Below are 13,809 nucleotides of genomic sequence, written 5' to 3' on the forward strand. Positions count from 1 at the left end.
GCCCTGCTGCATCCATGGAGTGACTTACAGTCAGGCGGTTACGGTCGCCGGGTCCCATCCAGCGACCAAGGCCGGGAGTCACTGTGAGCATGCCGAGGAGCGACGCGGACCGTCTGCGTCGCAGGGAGTTGCACGAAGCGGCGTCGGGCATGGCGGGACCCCGCCTGCTGCCATGGACCACCGAGGACGGACGCCCCTGCTACCTGAGCACCGACGGCAAGGGCTACATCTCAACGCTCGCCGACGGCATCGAAACCGTGCAACTCGGCATGGGCCAGGAGCTGCTGGAGTACGCCCGGGGCATCCTGGCCCCCGGAGCCAAGGCGCAGTCGGCCATCGAGTACCGCTGGCTCGCCTGCCGGCTGACCGAAGCCCTGTCGGACGCGCTCAGGGTCGCCCAGTCGCGCGGAGAGCGCATCCCGGCACCGCAGGAAGAGGCGGCCGAGGAGGGTGAACCCGCGAACGTCGGCCCCCTCGTCGGGCGGGGGGAAGGCTGATGGGCAAGGCCACCCGCTACCGCTTCCGCGAGTACCACGTGACCACCGTGACCGACCCCATGGCGCTGCCGACCTTCGAGGCGGTCTGCGTCACCGGCGAAGAACGGGACTGCGCTGCCGCATCCGGCGAGCTGCACACCCCCGAGGAGCTGACACGCTGGATCGCCGGACACTGCGCGCAGACCGGCCACCAGACGTACGAGCAAACCACCCGTACCGTCCTCCGCGCCGAGCCCGGAGCTTGGCAGTAGGATCACGCGCGCCGCCGTCGGCGAGGGCGATTGGTCTACACATCCGACGGCAGTAGAGACGGCAACAACCACGGACTTCAGCGCACATCCACGGACACCGACGGACCGTCAAACCACCGTTGACCTGCGAAAAAGCAGGTAGAGAGGGGTCGCGTAGCACACGTACTATGTACTCGCTGGCTCGACGCCGGTACTTGTGCACAATTCGTGCGGTGATCCTGATGACCTAATTCATGTCTATCGTGCTGCACAGAAGGGAAACGGGCCGGACGAACTTGCTAACGGGCTCAACCAAGGTCGGCATGTGGGTGGAAATGGTCGTGCCTACGTCGGGACCGAAGACGTGGCGCAGAAGTACGCTGATTATTCAGTCGGCACGCACGAGGATTACTACACCAAGTTCACATTCAACCGTTCAGAGTTCGAGCAGCATTTCGGCACTGGGCTTCCCTATGAAGGCGGCCCTGGCTTGGAATGGGAGATTCCACATGGCAAGATTGACCTCTTCAATCGTCTGACACTGAACAAGGAGAAGCTGTGGGCGCCGTGGTAGAAGGTCGAGACATCCATGATCTCCCGCCGTCGCAGTGGGGGAAGATGGATGCTGACCTGGTCGGATGTGTCGTAGAGGTTCGGATCATGTGCGTCCATGCCTTCGGCGTGGGTGTGGAACTGACTGCGCAGGGCGTCTATGGTCACGTCAATCCTCCTCGCGTCACGGATGGCCGTTTCACGATCGATGAAACGGCGAAGTATATCGGCGAAGTTAGGAGGGCTGTCGTATTGGCGGCGGACCCGGGCCGACAGCCCACTCTGACACTTCGTTCGTCTGAAATTCCGGCTTCCTGATATCTGTGCCAGCATTTTTCTTTCGACAGGAAGAGGCTGACACATTTCCGACGGCGGATGTGTCGCGAGACCTTTGCGGCTCTTGAATTTCCTTCGTCGGAAATTTGATTGACCACAGGTAATGCGACAGGCTTCGGATAGGAGAAGGCCCCACTGGAGGGTTCCGGTGGGGCCTTCTGGGCGTTTGACGGCAGTAGTTGACGGCAACGTCAGCGGACGGGCGCTGCACAAAGCGGTGGGTCGTCGCTGTCGCCGGGGTCGGTGCCGGCCTCGAAGGGCTTGCCGAGGGTGCGGCCGAGGAGGTCGATGGCGTCGCGCTGGAGGCGGAGGCGGACGTGTGCGTAGACGGTGGCGGTGACGCCGATGTGGGCGTGGCCGAGGAGTTCCTTGATGACGACGAGTTCGACGCCCTGTTCCAGGAGGAGGGTCGCGGTCGAGTGCCGCAGGTCGTGGAAGCGGATCTGGCGGAGGCGGGCGCGGCGGAGGAGCGCGTTGAAGTGTCGGCTGAGGGTGGCGGGTTCGATGGGGTGGCCGTCGGGCCGGGTGAAGACGTGGCCGCTGTCCACCCAGCGTGCGCCGGCCTTCTCCTTCTCCTGGGCCTGCTGCTTGCGGTGGGCGCGGAGTGAGAGCAGGCAGGGGGCCGGGAGGGCGATGCGGCGTTCGGAGCTGACTGTCTTGGTGGGGAGGGTGGTCAGGCCGCCGGTGGTGGTGCGTTGGAGGGTACGGCGGATGCTGGCGGTGCCGGTGTCGAGGTCGAGGTCTTCCCAGCGCAGTCCGAGGAGTTCGCCCTTGCGCAGTCCGGTGCGGAGGGCGAGTTCAAACAGCGCGTGGAGGCGGTGGCCCTGGGCGGCAGTGAGGAAGGTACGGGCCTCGTCGGCGGTGAGGGGTTCGAACCGGCGAGGACGGGGCGTGCCGGTACGGACGTTACGGGCGACGTTGCGCGGGATCTCCTCCTCCCGGACGGCATGCTCCAAGGCGGACTTGAGCACGGAGTGGATGTAGGCGAGGGTCAGCGGGGAGAGCCGTTTGCCGCAGCACGTGCCGACCGCGCAGCAGCGGGGCCGGGTCCGGGCGGCATCGAGGCCACGAGTGCAGCACTGGCAGACGGTCCGTAGCCCGTTCAGCCAGGTGCGCACATCCTTGGCGGCGAGCTTGGCGAGCTTCTTCTTACCGAGGCCGGGGATGAGGTAGCGGCTCGTGCAGGCGGTGTAGCGGGTGTGGGTGGTCTCGCGGAGTTGGTGGACGGCGACGTTCTCCAGCCAGTACGTCAGGTAGGCGGCGACGCTGCCCTGTGCGGTGGGTACGGGGACGCCGCGGTTGCTGGTGGCGATCTTCTCGGTGAGCTTGGCGAGGGCTTCCTTGCGGGTGATGCCGTAGACGCGGACGCGCTTGCGGGTGTCGCCGGGGGCGAGGACGTAGCCGGCGGCTTCCCAGCGGCCGTCCTTGCGCTGGTAGACGGTGCCGTCGCCGTTGGCACGGACCCTGCGCGAGCCGGTACCGGGAGTGGGGTTGGTGTCGGGGGTGGTCATCAGGCTGCCTCTTCGAGTTGGTGGTGGACGAGGGCGGTCAGGGCGTGGGCGGGGATGCGGCGGGCTCGGCCGAGGGTGATCGAGGCGAGCTGCCGGGTGCGGATGAGGTCGTAGACGGTGGAGCGGCTGATCTTCAGGCGTGCCATGACCTCGGGAACGGTGAGGAGTTCGGACTCGGCGGTCACGCGATCGCCCCGGTCTGGACGGCGGTGGTCAGCGGGTCGGTGGAGTGACCGGCCCGGTCACGGGAGCGCTGTGCGTGCCGGGGGCGGCTCGGTTGCTCGGTCCGGGGGCGCGGTGTGGTGGCCAGGAGGTCGGCGAGGTGGGCGAGTTCGGGCAGGAGGCCGGTTCCGGCGTACTGCCAGTGCGAGATCACCAGAGTCGTGTCCGCGCCGCCGGATCGCCCGTTCTTCGCGCGGTGACCTGCGCGGTGACCGGGGCCGAGGTCGGTGTGACCGGCGGTCAGGTCAGCGCGGTCCTCGCGGTCACCGTGCTGGTCAGTGACCGACTGGCCCCCACCGATCGGCAGGTCGGCGTGTCGGTCGACCATTGCCGGGTCGGTCGGCGTCGCAGCGGTTTCGGGTTTGCGGGTGCGCCAGGCGGTGCGTTCGGCGCGGAGGTGGGTGAGGGTAGTGGAGTAGTGGCGGGTGCGGGTGGAGAAGTGGCCTCGGAAGCCGAGCATGTGGGCCCACTGGCGTAGGCGGAGGTGGGCGTGCTCGGGCCGGGTGCCGAGGTGCCATGCGGTGTGGATCATGCGGCGGGCGTGGTCGGTAATGTCGTGCTGGGCGAGTTCGGCGAGGAAGCGGAGTCGGCGGTCGAGGGTGCCGGTGGTGGTTTCGGCGCCCTTGGTGGCGTACTTGGCGATGTAGGCGGCGACGTGCCGGTCGGTGACGGGGGCGTCGCCGGTGAAGTCGGTGCTGCGGATGACGCGGACGTCGATCTGCCGCCCAAACCGGAACACCGGGGGTTCCAGCAGCTGTCCCCGGTCGGCTCCCCCGGCCCCGGAGAGGCGTTGGTGCGGGACGCGGGTGCGCTGAGCGGCGGTGCGGACGGCGTGGTCGAGGAGTTCGGTGGTGGCCCAGGTGGGTGGGGTGCTGGTGGGGCCGGTGGGTCCGTCGATGCGGATGACGGTGTGGAAGTGGATCTGGCCGCGCTTTTGGTATTCGGCGACCTTGGCGTAGGAGAGCGTGGCGTGGTGGCGCAGGGTGCGCTGGGTGAGTCCGGCGGCGTTGGCGATCTCGCGGCGCAGGTGGGTGGTGAAGCGGGCCCACAGGGCGGGGGCGTGGGCGTTCCACAGGACCGCGCCGGTGTAGTCGTACCGCTGCGGGTTCAGCGGTGTGCCGAGGAGGGGGTCGTCGTCGGGGTGCCGGGTGCCGCAGGTGCAGGGGGCGGTGCCGGGTTGGTTGTGGACGGGGCCGAAGCCGGGGGCGGTGAGGGTGGCGAAGACGCGTGGGTGGGTGGCGACGGTTGTGGGGATGGTCTTGCCGCCGCGTAGTCCGGCGGCGATGAGCTGGTAGGTGTCGTAGCGATAGAGGGTGGAGCAGGCGGGGCAGCGGGTGGCGCGGCGGTTGCCGCAGCGCACGAGGAGTTCGCCGGCGGGCAGGTGGCGGGTGTCGAGGTGGTCGAGGATCTGGCCGGTGGCGGTGTCCAGGCGGGTGCGGTGTCCGGTCAGGCGGATCGGGCGGGCGCAGCCGCCCAGTGAGCCGATCTGTCGGGCCAGGGGTGCGAGGTATCCGGCGGCGGCGAGCTTGGCCAGCCTGGCGGTCAGCCGCGCCCGGCGTTCCAGCGCCGAGTTCCTGTTCGCGGACGTGTCGGGGCTGGTGGTGAGCGCCGGTGCGGCGAACGCCGCGCTGGCGGGAGTGGAGGTGGTTGCGGGGGTGGGGAGTTGGAGCTGCGCGGGCATGGGGACAGACCTCCGGCAGGAGTCGGGAGAAGAGGAAAGGCGATTGAGGGGCGACCCGGGTGATCGGCGCACGTGGGCACGGTGCGCGTGACGGCGGGCGCGGATGGTGGGCCGGGGACGTCTGGCCTGGTCAGCGGTGGTGTTCACCAGCGGTGCGTGAAGGTAGCATCGCTTCAAGCGCGCATTCAAGTGCATCCCTCCTCATCTATTTCGGTGGCCGGTGGGGACGCGAGTACTGTGGCCCCGGTCTTCCGTTTTGGATGGGCCGGATTTCGGTGGTAGAGGCGCAGAGAAAGCGGGGTGACCTGCGGTGACGGTGGGGCGGCGGGGACGTAGACCGGCGGGCGGCACGGTGTTGCTGACGTTCGAGGTCATCGCTGAGGCCCTGCGGGAGCGGATCCGCTCCGGAGAGCTGAATCCTGGGGACGCGTTGCCGACGCAGGCCGTTTTGATGGCGGAGTACGGGGCCTCCAGCCTGTCCGTGCAGAAGGCCATGGCCCTGCTGAAGCAGGACGGCTACGCGATCTCCCGCCCCGGCAAGGGCGCCTTCGTCGCCTCCCCCGACACTGACTCAGGTGACGGGGAGGCGGGGAACACGCCCGTCAGCGGGACGGCGGCGCGCGTCGAGGCGCTGGAGCTGGCACTGGCCGAGACGCTTGATCAGCTCACCGCTCTGCGTGCCCGCGTCAAGGCCCTTGAAGCGGGCGCCACCGAGCGAGGTTGCTGACCCGTCGGCCGCTGGACGGCCAGGGGCGCGTCCAGATTTTCTCTACGAGGTTCAAGGCGGTGCCCCGCCCGTCTGAGCTGGCCGAACGCCGCCGACCGACCCGTTGTCGGGTGTTCAGCCGCTGCCCGCATGGAGTGCCGGTGGAGCGAGCAAGCCGACGTCCGGAACACTGCCCGGCCGGGTGTTCGCGGGGAGCAAGTTGTGGGGTAAGCGCTGCTTACCCCAGCACCGCCCAGGGTCGGAGCAAGTTGTGGGCTATGGACTCCTTGCCCGCAACGCGGAGCAAGTTGTCGCCTGCGACCGTCCTACGGCCGGATCGCGGGCAACAGGGTCGGCCAGGGGTCCGACCCGCTTCTATCGCCGGGCTCGCCGAGGGCGGTGACCGACGTCGCCTCCGGCACGGAGCGAAGCTCCCCGCCGACCCGCCGACCGTACCCGCGCCGAGCGACCAGCCCACGCACGCGCCGTGCCGCGCGCCGAGACGCCGACCAGCAGCAGTCCGAACTCGCCCCCACGCGCGATCGGGACGGTCAGGACGCGAGCAGTTCAGCGACAAGCCGAGCCGACGAGACGGTGGGGCAGCGGAAGCGACAACCGGCCAGCACGACGGGCTGACCGGAACCGGGCTCCTGGCAGAGCAAGTTGTCCCGTTGGATATCCCAACGGGCTATCCAACGGGAAGAGGGGCTGACCCGGGGGCGGGTCGTGCGTGCTCTGCCGGACAGTCGCCCGTGAGCACGTCAGTCCGTGGCCTTGGGGTGGCCGGTGCCGGCGTAGGTGATCCAGGCGGTGCGGTTGGCATCGTCGAGCAGGTACCAGATACGTCCTCCACCAGTGACTTCGTACTGCCAGCGTTCCAGGGTTTGCCCCTTGTAGGTGGTGGTACCGAGTTTGCCCTTGAGTCGGTGCTGGCGGTCGGGGATGTCGGCGGCGCGGGGAGTGGCGCGGATCCGCTCGAAGGCGCGGCGCAGGTTGCCCGGTGCCTGGCGGCTCAGGTGTTCCCAGCCGTCGGCGGCCTCGGTGTTGGCGAACCGGAGGTCGTACTCGTCGCCGGTCGGGGGTGGCGCGGCCCGGTCTCCGCGCTTCGGGCTCACTCCGCTGCCCCGGGCGCGGGGACGGGACCGAGGTCGCCCTCGGGTTCACGGGTGAGCAGTGCGTGCAAGGCAGGGTCCGCATAGATCTCGGCGCTGTGCCTCCACTGGGCGAGCAGCAGTGCGATCGGTGAGAGGTTGTCCAGGGCCACCGCGCCGCGCGCCGTGTCGACCAGCTCGGCGAGCAGGGTGTCGATGTCCTCGGCGGGCAGGAAGGTGCTCCAGGGGAGGGCTTCGGGCAACGCCTGGCGCAGGGCGCCGATGTTCTCGGTCCGGACCAGCCCGGCGAGCAGGCGGGAGGTGAAGTCCACGACGGTGGTGTCGCGCTCCATTTGGTCGACGCGCATCAGGGCCAGGTCCTCCGCGTCGCGTCTGCGCAGCCGCAGCGCGCGGACGGCGTCGAGCCGACGCGTAGTCGCGGCGGGATGGTGGAGAAGCTCACTGAAGGGCATGTCCTCGTAGGCCGCAGTCATGACATCCACAGTAGCTCGGATGTCAATCGATGGATAGACGGCGCGGCGGTTGACTCTTCCCCAATGGACTAGACCTCTGACGGCAGTAGTGACGGCAACAATCACGCACACCGACGCACATCGGCACACCTCGACGGACCGTTATATAGCCCCTGACCAGCGAAAATGCAGGTAGCGAGCGACCGCGTGCCACACGTACTATGTGCTGGCGGGGGCCACGCCGATCCTGGTGCACAATTGCAATTCGGTATATCGAGCCGATACGCGCGGGCATGACGAGATCTTCGCCAATGGGTTCGAGCCGAAGGGCGACAACGTGGACATCAATCAGCATGTCCACGAAAATAGGCCAGACAGTGGCTTCGTCTCAACGTCTAAGACAAAAGAGGCGGCCGAGGGATTTGCTGACGACACTTACATGGGCGATGAAACCCACATCTACAAGGTTCGAGGCAGCGGAATCGACGTGAATGCTCACTTTGGCGCCGACTCGCCCTACCCCTGGGAAGAGGAGATCGCGGTGGCTGGAAAAATCCATCCGCACGATATCGAAGGCGTCTGGAATCATCTTGGGGAATGGACTGCCAATCCGGGATTTCGACGATGATTTGGACTGAGGTTGGACTGTCGGTAGTCGACGGGGGCGAGGTCCAACCAGCCCTAGTACGGTTTGCTGTGGGTGGCACCTGCTTCGTGGAAGTGGTGCTCGGATCGGGCGAGATTGTTTCCGGAGATGGATCCGACCTTTTCGAAGCCCTGTCGGCTGCGCGCAGGCTGCTTGATCCTTCTGGTTTGCTGGTGGTGTGCAATGGTGCGTGCCGAAACGTCTTTCCATCGCCTATGCTGCGCCAGGCGACAGCAGGGCGTCGAGCGTACGTTCTGAAGATTCCCCGGACCGCAGATCGGCCACCCGTTGTTGATATTTTCGAACCCGCAGAGGTGCAGGAAGTCTGTACCGTCGATGAGCAGATTGCTTGGCATTCGCAATGGTTGGGATCGGGTGGAGTTTAGACTGATATCGATCATCTGAGCCGCCACTGATAAATACGTGAAGCCCCGCGAGAAACTACTTCATTTCTAGGGATCGTTGCAACGCCCCAGTTGGGGAGTGCAATGACCTTCGAGATCCGCGAGGACCGGCAGCCGCAGGGGCCCAGGAAGCTCCGTGCCGAGCGGGAGGAATACTTCCGGCTCGTGCAACAGGGCTACAGCAGCAAAGAGGCGTCCCGGCTGGTGGGCGTTCACCCGCGTACGGGACGTGAGTGGCGCAACGGCCGGACGGACCCGAAGAGGTTCAGGGCGCCCGCTCGACCCGAGCGGGCGCCCTCCTGCGCGTCCGGCGGGTCCCGGTACCTGCGTGAGGACGAGCGCATCCACATCGCCGACCGGCTGCATGAGAAGGCCACCGTGCGCGCGATCGCGGCCGAGCTGGGCCGCAGCCCGTCCACGGTCAGCCGGGAGATCCGGCGCAACCGCCATCCGGAGAACGGCCGTTACCGGCCCCATGCCGCACAGGCCCGGGCCGATGCCCGCCGGCCCCGGCCCAAGACAGGGAAGATCGCCTCGAACCTGGAGCTGCGGGACTTCATCCAGGACCGCCTGGACAGGAAGTGGAGCCCGGAACAGATCTGCCAGGCTCTGCGGGACACCTTTCCCGAGCGGCCGGAGATGCACGTGGTCCACGAGACGGTCTACCAGGCCCTCTACGTCCAAGGACGCGGAGAACTGCGCCGCGAGCTCGTAGCGGCCCTGCGCACCGGACGTGCCCGCCGCAAGCCACGACGCCAGGCGGCCTGCCAACAGCCGCGGTTCGCCATCCCGATGGTCATGATCAGCGAACGCCCCGCCGAGGCGGACGACCGGGCCGTTCCCGGCCGCTGGGAGGGCGACCTGATCATCGGCAAGGACGGCGCCTCCGCCATCGGCACCCTGGTCGAGCGGGCCACCCGCTACGTGATGCTCCTGCACCTGCCCGAAGGCCGCACCGCCGAACACGTGCGCGACGCCCTGGTGACCACCGTCCAGACCCTGCCCACCCACCTGGTCCGCTCGCTGACCTGGGACCAGGGTGCCGAGATGGCCGCCCACGGCTCGTTCACCCTCGCCACCGACATCCCGGTCTACTTCTGCGACCCGGCCAGTCCCTGGCAGCGCGGCTCGAACGAGAACACCAACGGCCTGCTGCGGCAGTACTTCCCCAAGGGCACCGACCTGACTGCCCACACCTCCGAGCACCTGGCCGCCGTCGCCGCCGAGCTCAACGGCCGCCCACGCAAGACGCTCGGCTGGGAAACCCCAGCCGAGCGCCTGCATAAACTGCTCGCGGCCTGATCAAACCGACCACGTGTTGCAACGATCCCCAGAAACCGCCCTATTCTGGCGGGGCTTCACTGGCTCTTGACGGCAGTAGTTGACGGCAACATCAGCGGACGGGTGCTGCACAGAGCGGTGGATCGTCGCTGTCGTCGGGCTCGGCGGTGACCTCCGAGGGGTTGTGGAGGACGCGGCCAAGGAGGTCTATGGCGTCGCGCTGGAGGCGGAGTCGGACGTGGGCGTAGACGGTGGCGGTGACGCCGATGTGGGCGTGGCCGAGGAGTTCTTTGATGACGACGAGTTCGACGCCTTGGTCGAGGAGGAGGGTTGCGGTGGTGTGGCGGAGGTCGTGGAAGCGGATCCGGCGGAGGCCGGCTTGGTTGAGCAGCGTGGTGAAGCGTCGGTTGAGGGTGCTGGGTTCGACCGGGAGCGCGGTGCTGGGTGCCGTGAAGATGTAGCCGCGGGGGTTCCAACGCAGTCCTGCGGCCTCTTGCTCGGCCTGCTGGCGCGCCCGGTGCGCATGCAGGTCCTGGATGCAGGCGGCGGGCAGGGCAATGCGTCGTTCGGAGGCTTTGGTCTTGGTGGGGAACAGCACGAGGCCGTTGTCGCTGGTGCGTTGGAGTGAGCGTCGGATCACGGCTGTGCCAGCGTCGAGGTCGATGTCCTCCCAGGTGAGGCCGAGGAGTTCACCCCTTCTCAGGCCGGTGTGAAGGCGAGGTGCACCACCGGGTGGAGCGGGTGGTCGCGGGTGGCCTCGATCAGCTGCCGGGCCTCCTCAACAGTGAGAGGCTCGAACCGTCGGGGGCGGGGTGTGCCGAGGCGGACGTTGCGGGCGACGTTGCGCGGGATCTCTTCTTCCTCGTGGACGGCATGCTCAAGGGCGGTCTTGAGCACGGTGTGGATGTAGGTGAGCGTGAGTGCACTCAACACCCGTCGGCAGCAGTCGCCCACGGCGCAGCAGCGCTGCTTGGCCGGCGTTCGCCGGTGGTCGGTGCGGCGGGCGCAGCACTGGCAGCGGGTTCGTAGGCCGTCGAGCCAGGTGCGGATGTCCCTGGCGGTGAGCTTGGAGAGCTTCTTGGTTCCGAGGCCGGGGATGATGTACAGGCGGGCGACGGCCGTGTAGCGGGTGTGCGTGGTCTCGCGCACGCGGTGCACCGCGACGGTGTTGAGCCAATAGGTGATCCAGGTGGCGACGGTGCCTTGCGAGTGGACGACCGGGACACCCCGGTTGCTGGCGGCTTTGGCGTCGGTGAGTTTGTCCATCGCCTGTTGGCGGGGCCTGCCGTAGGCGTGGAGGCGCTGGCGGTTCCCGTTGGCGGCGAGGACGTAGGCCGCAGCCTCCCAGCGTCCGTCCTTGCGCTGAAACAGGGTTCCTTCGCCGTTGGCGCGGTTCTTCTTCTGGGCTGCCATCAGGCGGCTTCCTCCAGTCGGGAGGCCACGAACGAGCGGTACGAGCCGTACGGGATGCGGCGGGCCCGGCCGATGGTGATCGAACGCAGCCGGTTGGTGCGGATCAGGTCGTAGACCACCGAGCGGCCGAGCCGCAGCCGGGTCATAACCTCGGGAACGGTCATCAGGTCGTCGTCGGACACGGCTCGCCTCCTGCTCGTTCGAGGGCCTGGTCGAGGGCGGCGCGCCAGCGGACGCGTTCGGCGACGGCCCGCAGGAGGCGGGTGACGAGGGGCGACATGTCGGGGTCGCCGGGGCGCACGGGCTCCCAGAGGTAGCGGTTGGGCTCGGTGCGGGCGGCGGTGTCGCCGAGGACGTCGAGGACCCAGGTGCGGTGGTCGGTGAGGGTCTTGCCGGACCATTTGCGGGAGACCAGGACCCGGCGGCCGCCGTAGCCGAGGTGTTCGCGTTTGGGGGCGCGGGAGCGGCAGGCGCCGGGGCGCAGGGCGGGGTGTGCGTTCTTGGGCTGGATGCCGTGGAGGAGCCAGTTGGCGCAGGTGGGCGAGCAGGGTTCGTGGCGGAGTTCGGCGGTGAGGCGGTCGATGTGGTCGCTCTCGGCCGCGGTCGTCGGGGTGTGGCACTCGGCGACGGACTTGGTGAGGTACTTGGTCAGGTAGCGGACGCAGCGCACGGCCTGCGGGGAGCCGACGAGCACCCCTTGGGCGTCGAGCTGGGGGCCGAAGCGGAGCACGTGCGCGGGCCGGGCTTCGGGTTCGTCGTCAAGGCGATCGAGGGCGTCGTCCCAAGTGGGCAGCGGCTCTCGGGTGGTCGGGTCGAGGAAAGCGCCGTGTTCGGGTGACCAGTGCGGCGGCGCGTCGGGAGTGTGGACCGGGTGGTCAGCGGGCGGCCACCAGACCTGGTGGTAGGTGGCGGCGACGACCTGGCGCAGTTCGGCGCGGGAGACAGTGCCCCGCAGGGCGAGGTGCAGGTGCGGGGCGAGCCGGCGCTGAGGAGATCGCCACCGAACCCGCCCGCCAGGACCACCCCAACGAGGACTTCGTCGCGGCCAGCCCGAGCGCCGTCGTCCTGCCCGACGGCGCCGGCACCCCGCCCGGATCCGACTGCGACTGCTCCCACGGCGTGGCGTGGTTCGTCACCCGGCTCGGCGTCAACCTGCTCGCCGGCGTCACCAACCAGCCCGACCGCGCCCTGACCGACTGCCTCGCGGACGCCATCACCACCACCGCCGCACTGCACCCCGAGTGCGACTTCACCCACCCCGGCACCCCGTCGGCCACCGTCATCGCGGTCCGCCTCACCGACCAGGACCTCCAGTACCTGGTCCTCGCCGACTCCACCCTGATCGTCGAACACGCCGACCCCGCCACCGGACCCGTCGCCATCACCGACGACCGCGAGGCCCTGGTCGGTGCGGCCCTCCGCGGCTCCATGGACGCCGTCCCTACCGGCACTGCCGAACACGGCGACGCCCTCCGCCGCTACGTCGAGGCCATGCGCGCCCACCGCAACCAGCCCGACGGCTTCTGGATCGCCGCCGCCGACCCCACCGCCGCCCACGCCGCCCTCACCGGCACCGTCCCGCGCACCGAGGTCACCGGCTTCACCATGGTCAGCGACGGCGCCTCCCGCCCGGTCGACCGCTTCCACCTCGCCGACCGGAGCGAGGCCCTGAAGCTCATCCACGACCAAGGCCCGGCCGCCCTCATCCGCGCAGTCCGCACTGCCGAACTCGCCGACGCCGACGGCAAACGCTGGCCCCGCGCCAAGGCCCACGACGACACCGCCGTCGCCACCGTCACGCTGTAGACCGCGAGTCCCAAAGCCCAACCGAAGTCACTGCCGAATTCCGCTCCACAAGGTCAAGGACGCGCGCCCTGCGCGCGCCGCTGCCCCACCCCGGGCGGCCGACGCCGGGCGTGCGGGCTGGCGCCCGGTCCCGGCGCGACCGCCCGAACAGGGCAGCAGGGTGGCTGGGGCCGGCGGCTCCGCGGTTTTACCCACCTTCCCGGCCAGGGACCCGCGTCGAGCAAGACCGGGGGCCACTCGGCCACACTGCGGTCAGGCCCAGAAGCCCTGACCGAGTCGCAGCAGCTTACGGCCCCCCGATCATGCCCGACCCCGGACCGGACAGGACACCGGCCAAAACCGCTCCACCGCCGGCGATCGCACCTGACGGCCCGTCGTGGTGTAGCCCACTGACAGCAACGCTGACGGCAACAGGCCCGCACAACAACGCACTTCCACGCACCTCCGCACACGGGTAGATTCCCGCCCACCTGCGAAAAAGCAGGCCGAAAGGGGCCTCCTGCCACACGTACTACGTGCTGGCAGGCACCACGCCGGTCCTGGTCCACAACTGTGATATCGATTACGGTCAGGTTCTCCCCGACGGGAGGCGAACAGGAGTAACAGCCATTGTCACGCCGGCGGATATTGGAACTGGAACTAAGGCGAGCCGTCGGATCATACCGCCTGGTTTCATAAAGAATGTGATCGGCAACACCCGAGGGCATCTCCTACCTCAATCCCTGGGTGGAGATGGCAAGATTGAGGCGAATATCGTCAGGACTGCATCAAAGGTCGACAACGGTGCGATGTCGACATTCGGCAACTCAATCGCGACACATGTGGGAAATGGCAATACCGTTCTATTTCAGGCGGTACCGCAATACCTGCCAGGGTCCAACGTTCCATTCCGGGTAGACAGCGGCGCATTTGATGACAATGGCTGGTCCACTGCAGCTCAATTCCTGGTCGGGTGAGAGG

The 13,809-nt window shown here is 68.2% G+C and carries 16 protein-coding genes and 1 pseudogene; 9 read left to right on the forward strand and 8 right to left on the reverse strand.

Going from position 1 to position 13,809, the window contains the following annotated elements; genetic code table 11:
- Positions 1-89: 89 nt before the first annotated feature.
- The 3 genes from ACFP3U_RS09015 to ACFP3U_RS09025 all read left to right on the forward strand — a co-directional run bounded on the left by ACFP3U_RS09015 (position 90) and on the right by ACFP3U_RS09025 (position 1,301).
- On the forward strand, positions 90-497 hold the full coding sequence (locus tag ACFP3U_RS09015; protein WP_380224901.1) for a hypothetical protein: 408 nt from the start codon (positions 90-92) through the stop codon (positions 495-497).
- Complete coding sequence (locus ACFP3U_RS09020; RefSeq protein WP_380224777.1) at positions 497-748, forward strand: DUF7848 domain-containing protein; 252 nt, start codon at positions 497-499, stop codon at positions 746-748. Before ACFP3U_RS09015 ends, ACFP3U_RS09020 begins: the two co-directional genes overlap by 1 nt.
- Before the next feature lie 343 nt (positions 749-1,091).
- Entirely contained in the window at positions 1,092-1,301 is a 210-nt protein-coding gene (locus tag ACFP3U_RS09025) for a hypothetical protein (RefSeq protein ID WP_380224779.1), read from the forward strand.
- 505 nt (positions 1,302-1,806) lie between these two features.
- Here the strand turns inward: ACFP3U_RS09025 and ACFP3U_RS09030 are convergent.
- Genes ACFP3U_RS09030 through ACFP3U_RS09040 form a run of 3 tightly spaced genes read right to left on the reverse strand, consistent with a single transcriptional unit; the run spans position 1,807 to position 4,912 of the window.
- Positions 1,807-3,126: a tyrosine-type recombinase/integrase gene (locus ACFP3U_RS09030; protein WP_380224780.1), complete on the reverse strand. Its 1,320-nt coding sequence runs from the start codon at positions 3,124-3,126 to the stop codon at positions 1,807-1,809.
- Positions 3,126-3,311 carry a helix-turn-helix domain-containing protein gene (locus ACFP3U_RS09035; RefSeq protein WP_380224781.1) on the reverse strand — a complete coding sequence of 62 codons (186 nt, stop codon included), beginning with the start codon at positions 3,309-3,311 and terminating at the stop codon, positions 3,126-3,128. Before ACFP3U_RS09035 ends, ACFP3U_RS09030 begins: the two co-directional genes overlap by 1 nt.
- Complete coding sequence (locus ACFP3U_RS09040; RefSeq protein ID WP_380224902.1) at positions 3,308-4,912, reverse strand: replication initiator; 1,605 nt, start codon at positions 4,910-4,912, stop codon at positions 3,308-3,310. Before ACFP3U_RS09040 ends, ACFP3U_RS09035 begins: the two co-directional genes overlap by 4 nt.
- A gap of 469 nt (positions 4,913-5,381) precedes the next feature.
- Between ACFP3U_RS09040 and ACFP3U_RS09045 the strand changes: the two genes are divergently transcribed.
- Positions 5,382-5,756 (forward strand): winged helix-turn-helix domain-containing protein, encoded by a 375-nt coding sequence (locus ACFP3U_RS09045; RefSeq protein WP_380224782.1) that lies wholly within the window; start codon positions 5,382-5,384, stop codon positions 5,754-5,756.
- Positions 5,757-6,496: 740 nt separating this feature from the next.
- Here the strand turns inward: ACFP3U_RS09045 and ACFP3U_RS09050 are convergent.
- Complete coding sequence (locus tag ACFP3U_RS09050) at positions 6,497-6,850, reverse strand: hypothetical protein (RefSeq protein WP_110673530.1); 354 nt, start codon at positions 6,848-6,850, stop codon at positions 6,497-6,499.
- Positions 6,847-7,320 carry a hypothetical protein gene (locus ACFP3U_RS09055; RefSeq protein WP_225446715.1) on the reverse strand — a complete coding sequence of 158 codons (474 nt, stop codon included), beginning with the start codon at positions 7,318-7,320 and terminating at the stop codon, positions 6,847-6,849. Before ACFP3U_RS09055 ends, ACFP3U_RS09050 begins: the two co-directional genes overlap by 4 nt.
- 202 nt (positions 7,321-7,522) lie before the next feature.
- On the opposite strand from ACFP3U_RS09055, the gene ACFP3U_RS09060 reads away from it, so the two are divergent.
- The 3 genes from ACFP3U_RS09060 (at position 7,523) to ACFP3U_RS09070 (ending at position 9,651) form a co-directional block, all read left to right on the forward strand.
- Complete coding sequence (locus ACFP3U_RS09060) at positions 7,523-7,927, forward strand: scabin-related ADP-ribosyltransferase (protein WP_380224783.1); 405 nt, start codon at positions 7,523-7,525, stop codon at positions 7,925-7,927.
- A gap of 86 nt (positions 7,928-8,013) precedes the next feature.
- A complete protein-coding gene (locus ACFP3U_RS09065; RefSeq protein WP_380224784.1) occupies positions 8,014-8,331 on the forward strand; it encodes a hypothetical protein in 318 nt (105 codons plus the stop codon).
- Positions 8,332-8,433: 102 nt separating this feature from the next.
- Positions 8,434-9,651 (forward strand): IS30 family transposase, encoded by a 1,218-nt coding sequence (locus tag ACFP3U_RS09070; RefSeq protein WP_380224785.1) that lies wholly within the window; start codon positions 8,434-8,436, stop codon positions 9,649-9,651.
- A 91-nt stretch (positions 9,652-9,742) separates the two neighbouring features.
- On the opposite strand, the pseudogene ACFP3U_RS09075 reads toward ACFP3U_RS09070, so the two are convergent.
- The 3 genes and pseudogenes from ACFP3U_RS09075 to ACFP3U_RS09085 all read right to left on the reverse strand — a co-directional run bounded on the left by ACFP3U_RS09075 (position 9,743) and on the right by ACFP3U_RS09085 (position 12,139).
- A pseudogene (locus tag ACFP3U_RS09075) lies at positions 9,743-11,043 on the reverse strand (tyrosine-type recombinase/integrase).
- On the reverse strand, positions 11,043-11,225 hold the full coding sequence (locus ACFP3U_RS09080) for a helix-turn-helix domain-containing protein (RefSeq protein ID WP_380224786.1): 183 nt from the start codon (positions 11,223-11,225) through the stop codon (positions 11,043-11,045). Before ACFP3U_RS09080 ends, ACFP3U_RS09075 begins: the two are co-directional and overlap by 1 nt.
- Complete coding sequence (locus ACFP3U_RS09085; protein WP_380224903.1) at positions 11,207-12,139, reverse strand: replication initiator; 933 nt, start codon at positions 12,137-12,139, stop codon at positions 11,207-11,209. Before ACFP3U_RS09085 ends, ACFP3U_RS09080 begins: the two co-directional genes overlap by 19 nt.
- Between ACFP3U_RS09085 and ACFP3U_RS09090 the strand changes: the two genes are divergently transcribed.
- A complete protein-coding gene (locus tag ACFP3U_RS09090; protein WP_465261957.1) occupies positions 12,037-12,849 on the forward strand; it encodes a protein phosphatase 2C domain-containing protein in 813 nt (270 codons plus the stop codon). The two genes, ACFP3U_RS09085 and ACFP3U_RS09090, sit on opposite strands and share 103 nt — an antisense overlap.
- 515 nt (positions 12,850-13,364) lie before the next feature.
- Positions 13,365-13,805, forward strand: a complete 441-nt coding sequence (locus tag ACFP3U_RS09095) for a DNA/RNA non-specific endonuclease (protein WP_380224788.1) — start codon at positions 13,365-13,367, stop codon at positions 13,803-13,805.
- Positions 13,806-13,809: the final 4 nt, after the last annotated feature.

The sequence above is a fragment of the Kitasatospora misakiensis genome (genome assembly GCF_042656005.1).
Classification (GTDB): Bacteria; Actinomycetota; Actinomycetes; order Streptomycetales; family Streptomycetaceae; genus Kitasatospora; species Kitasatospora misakiensis.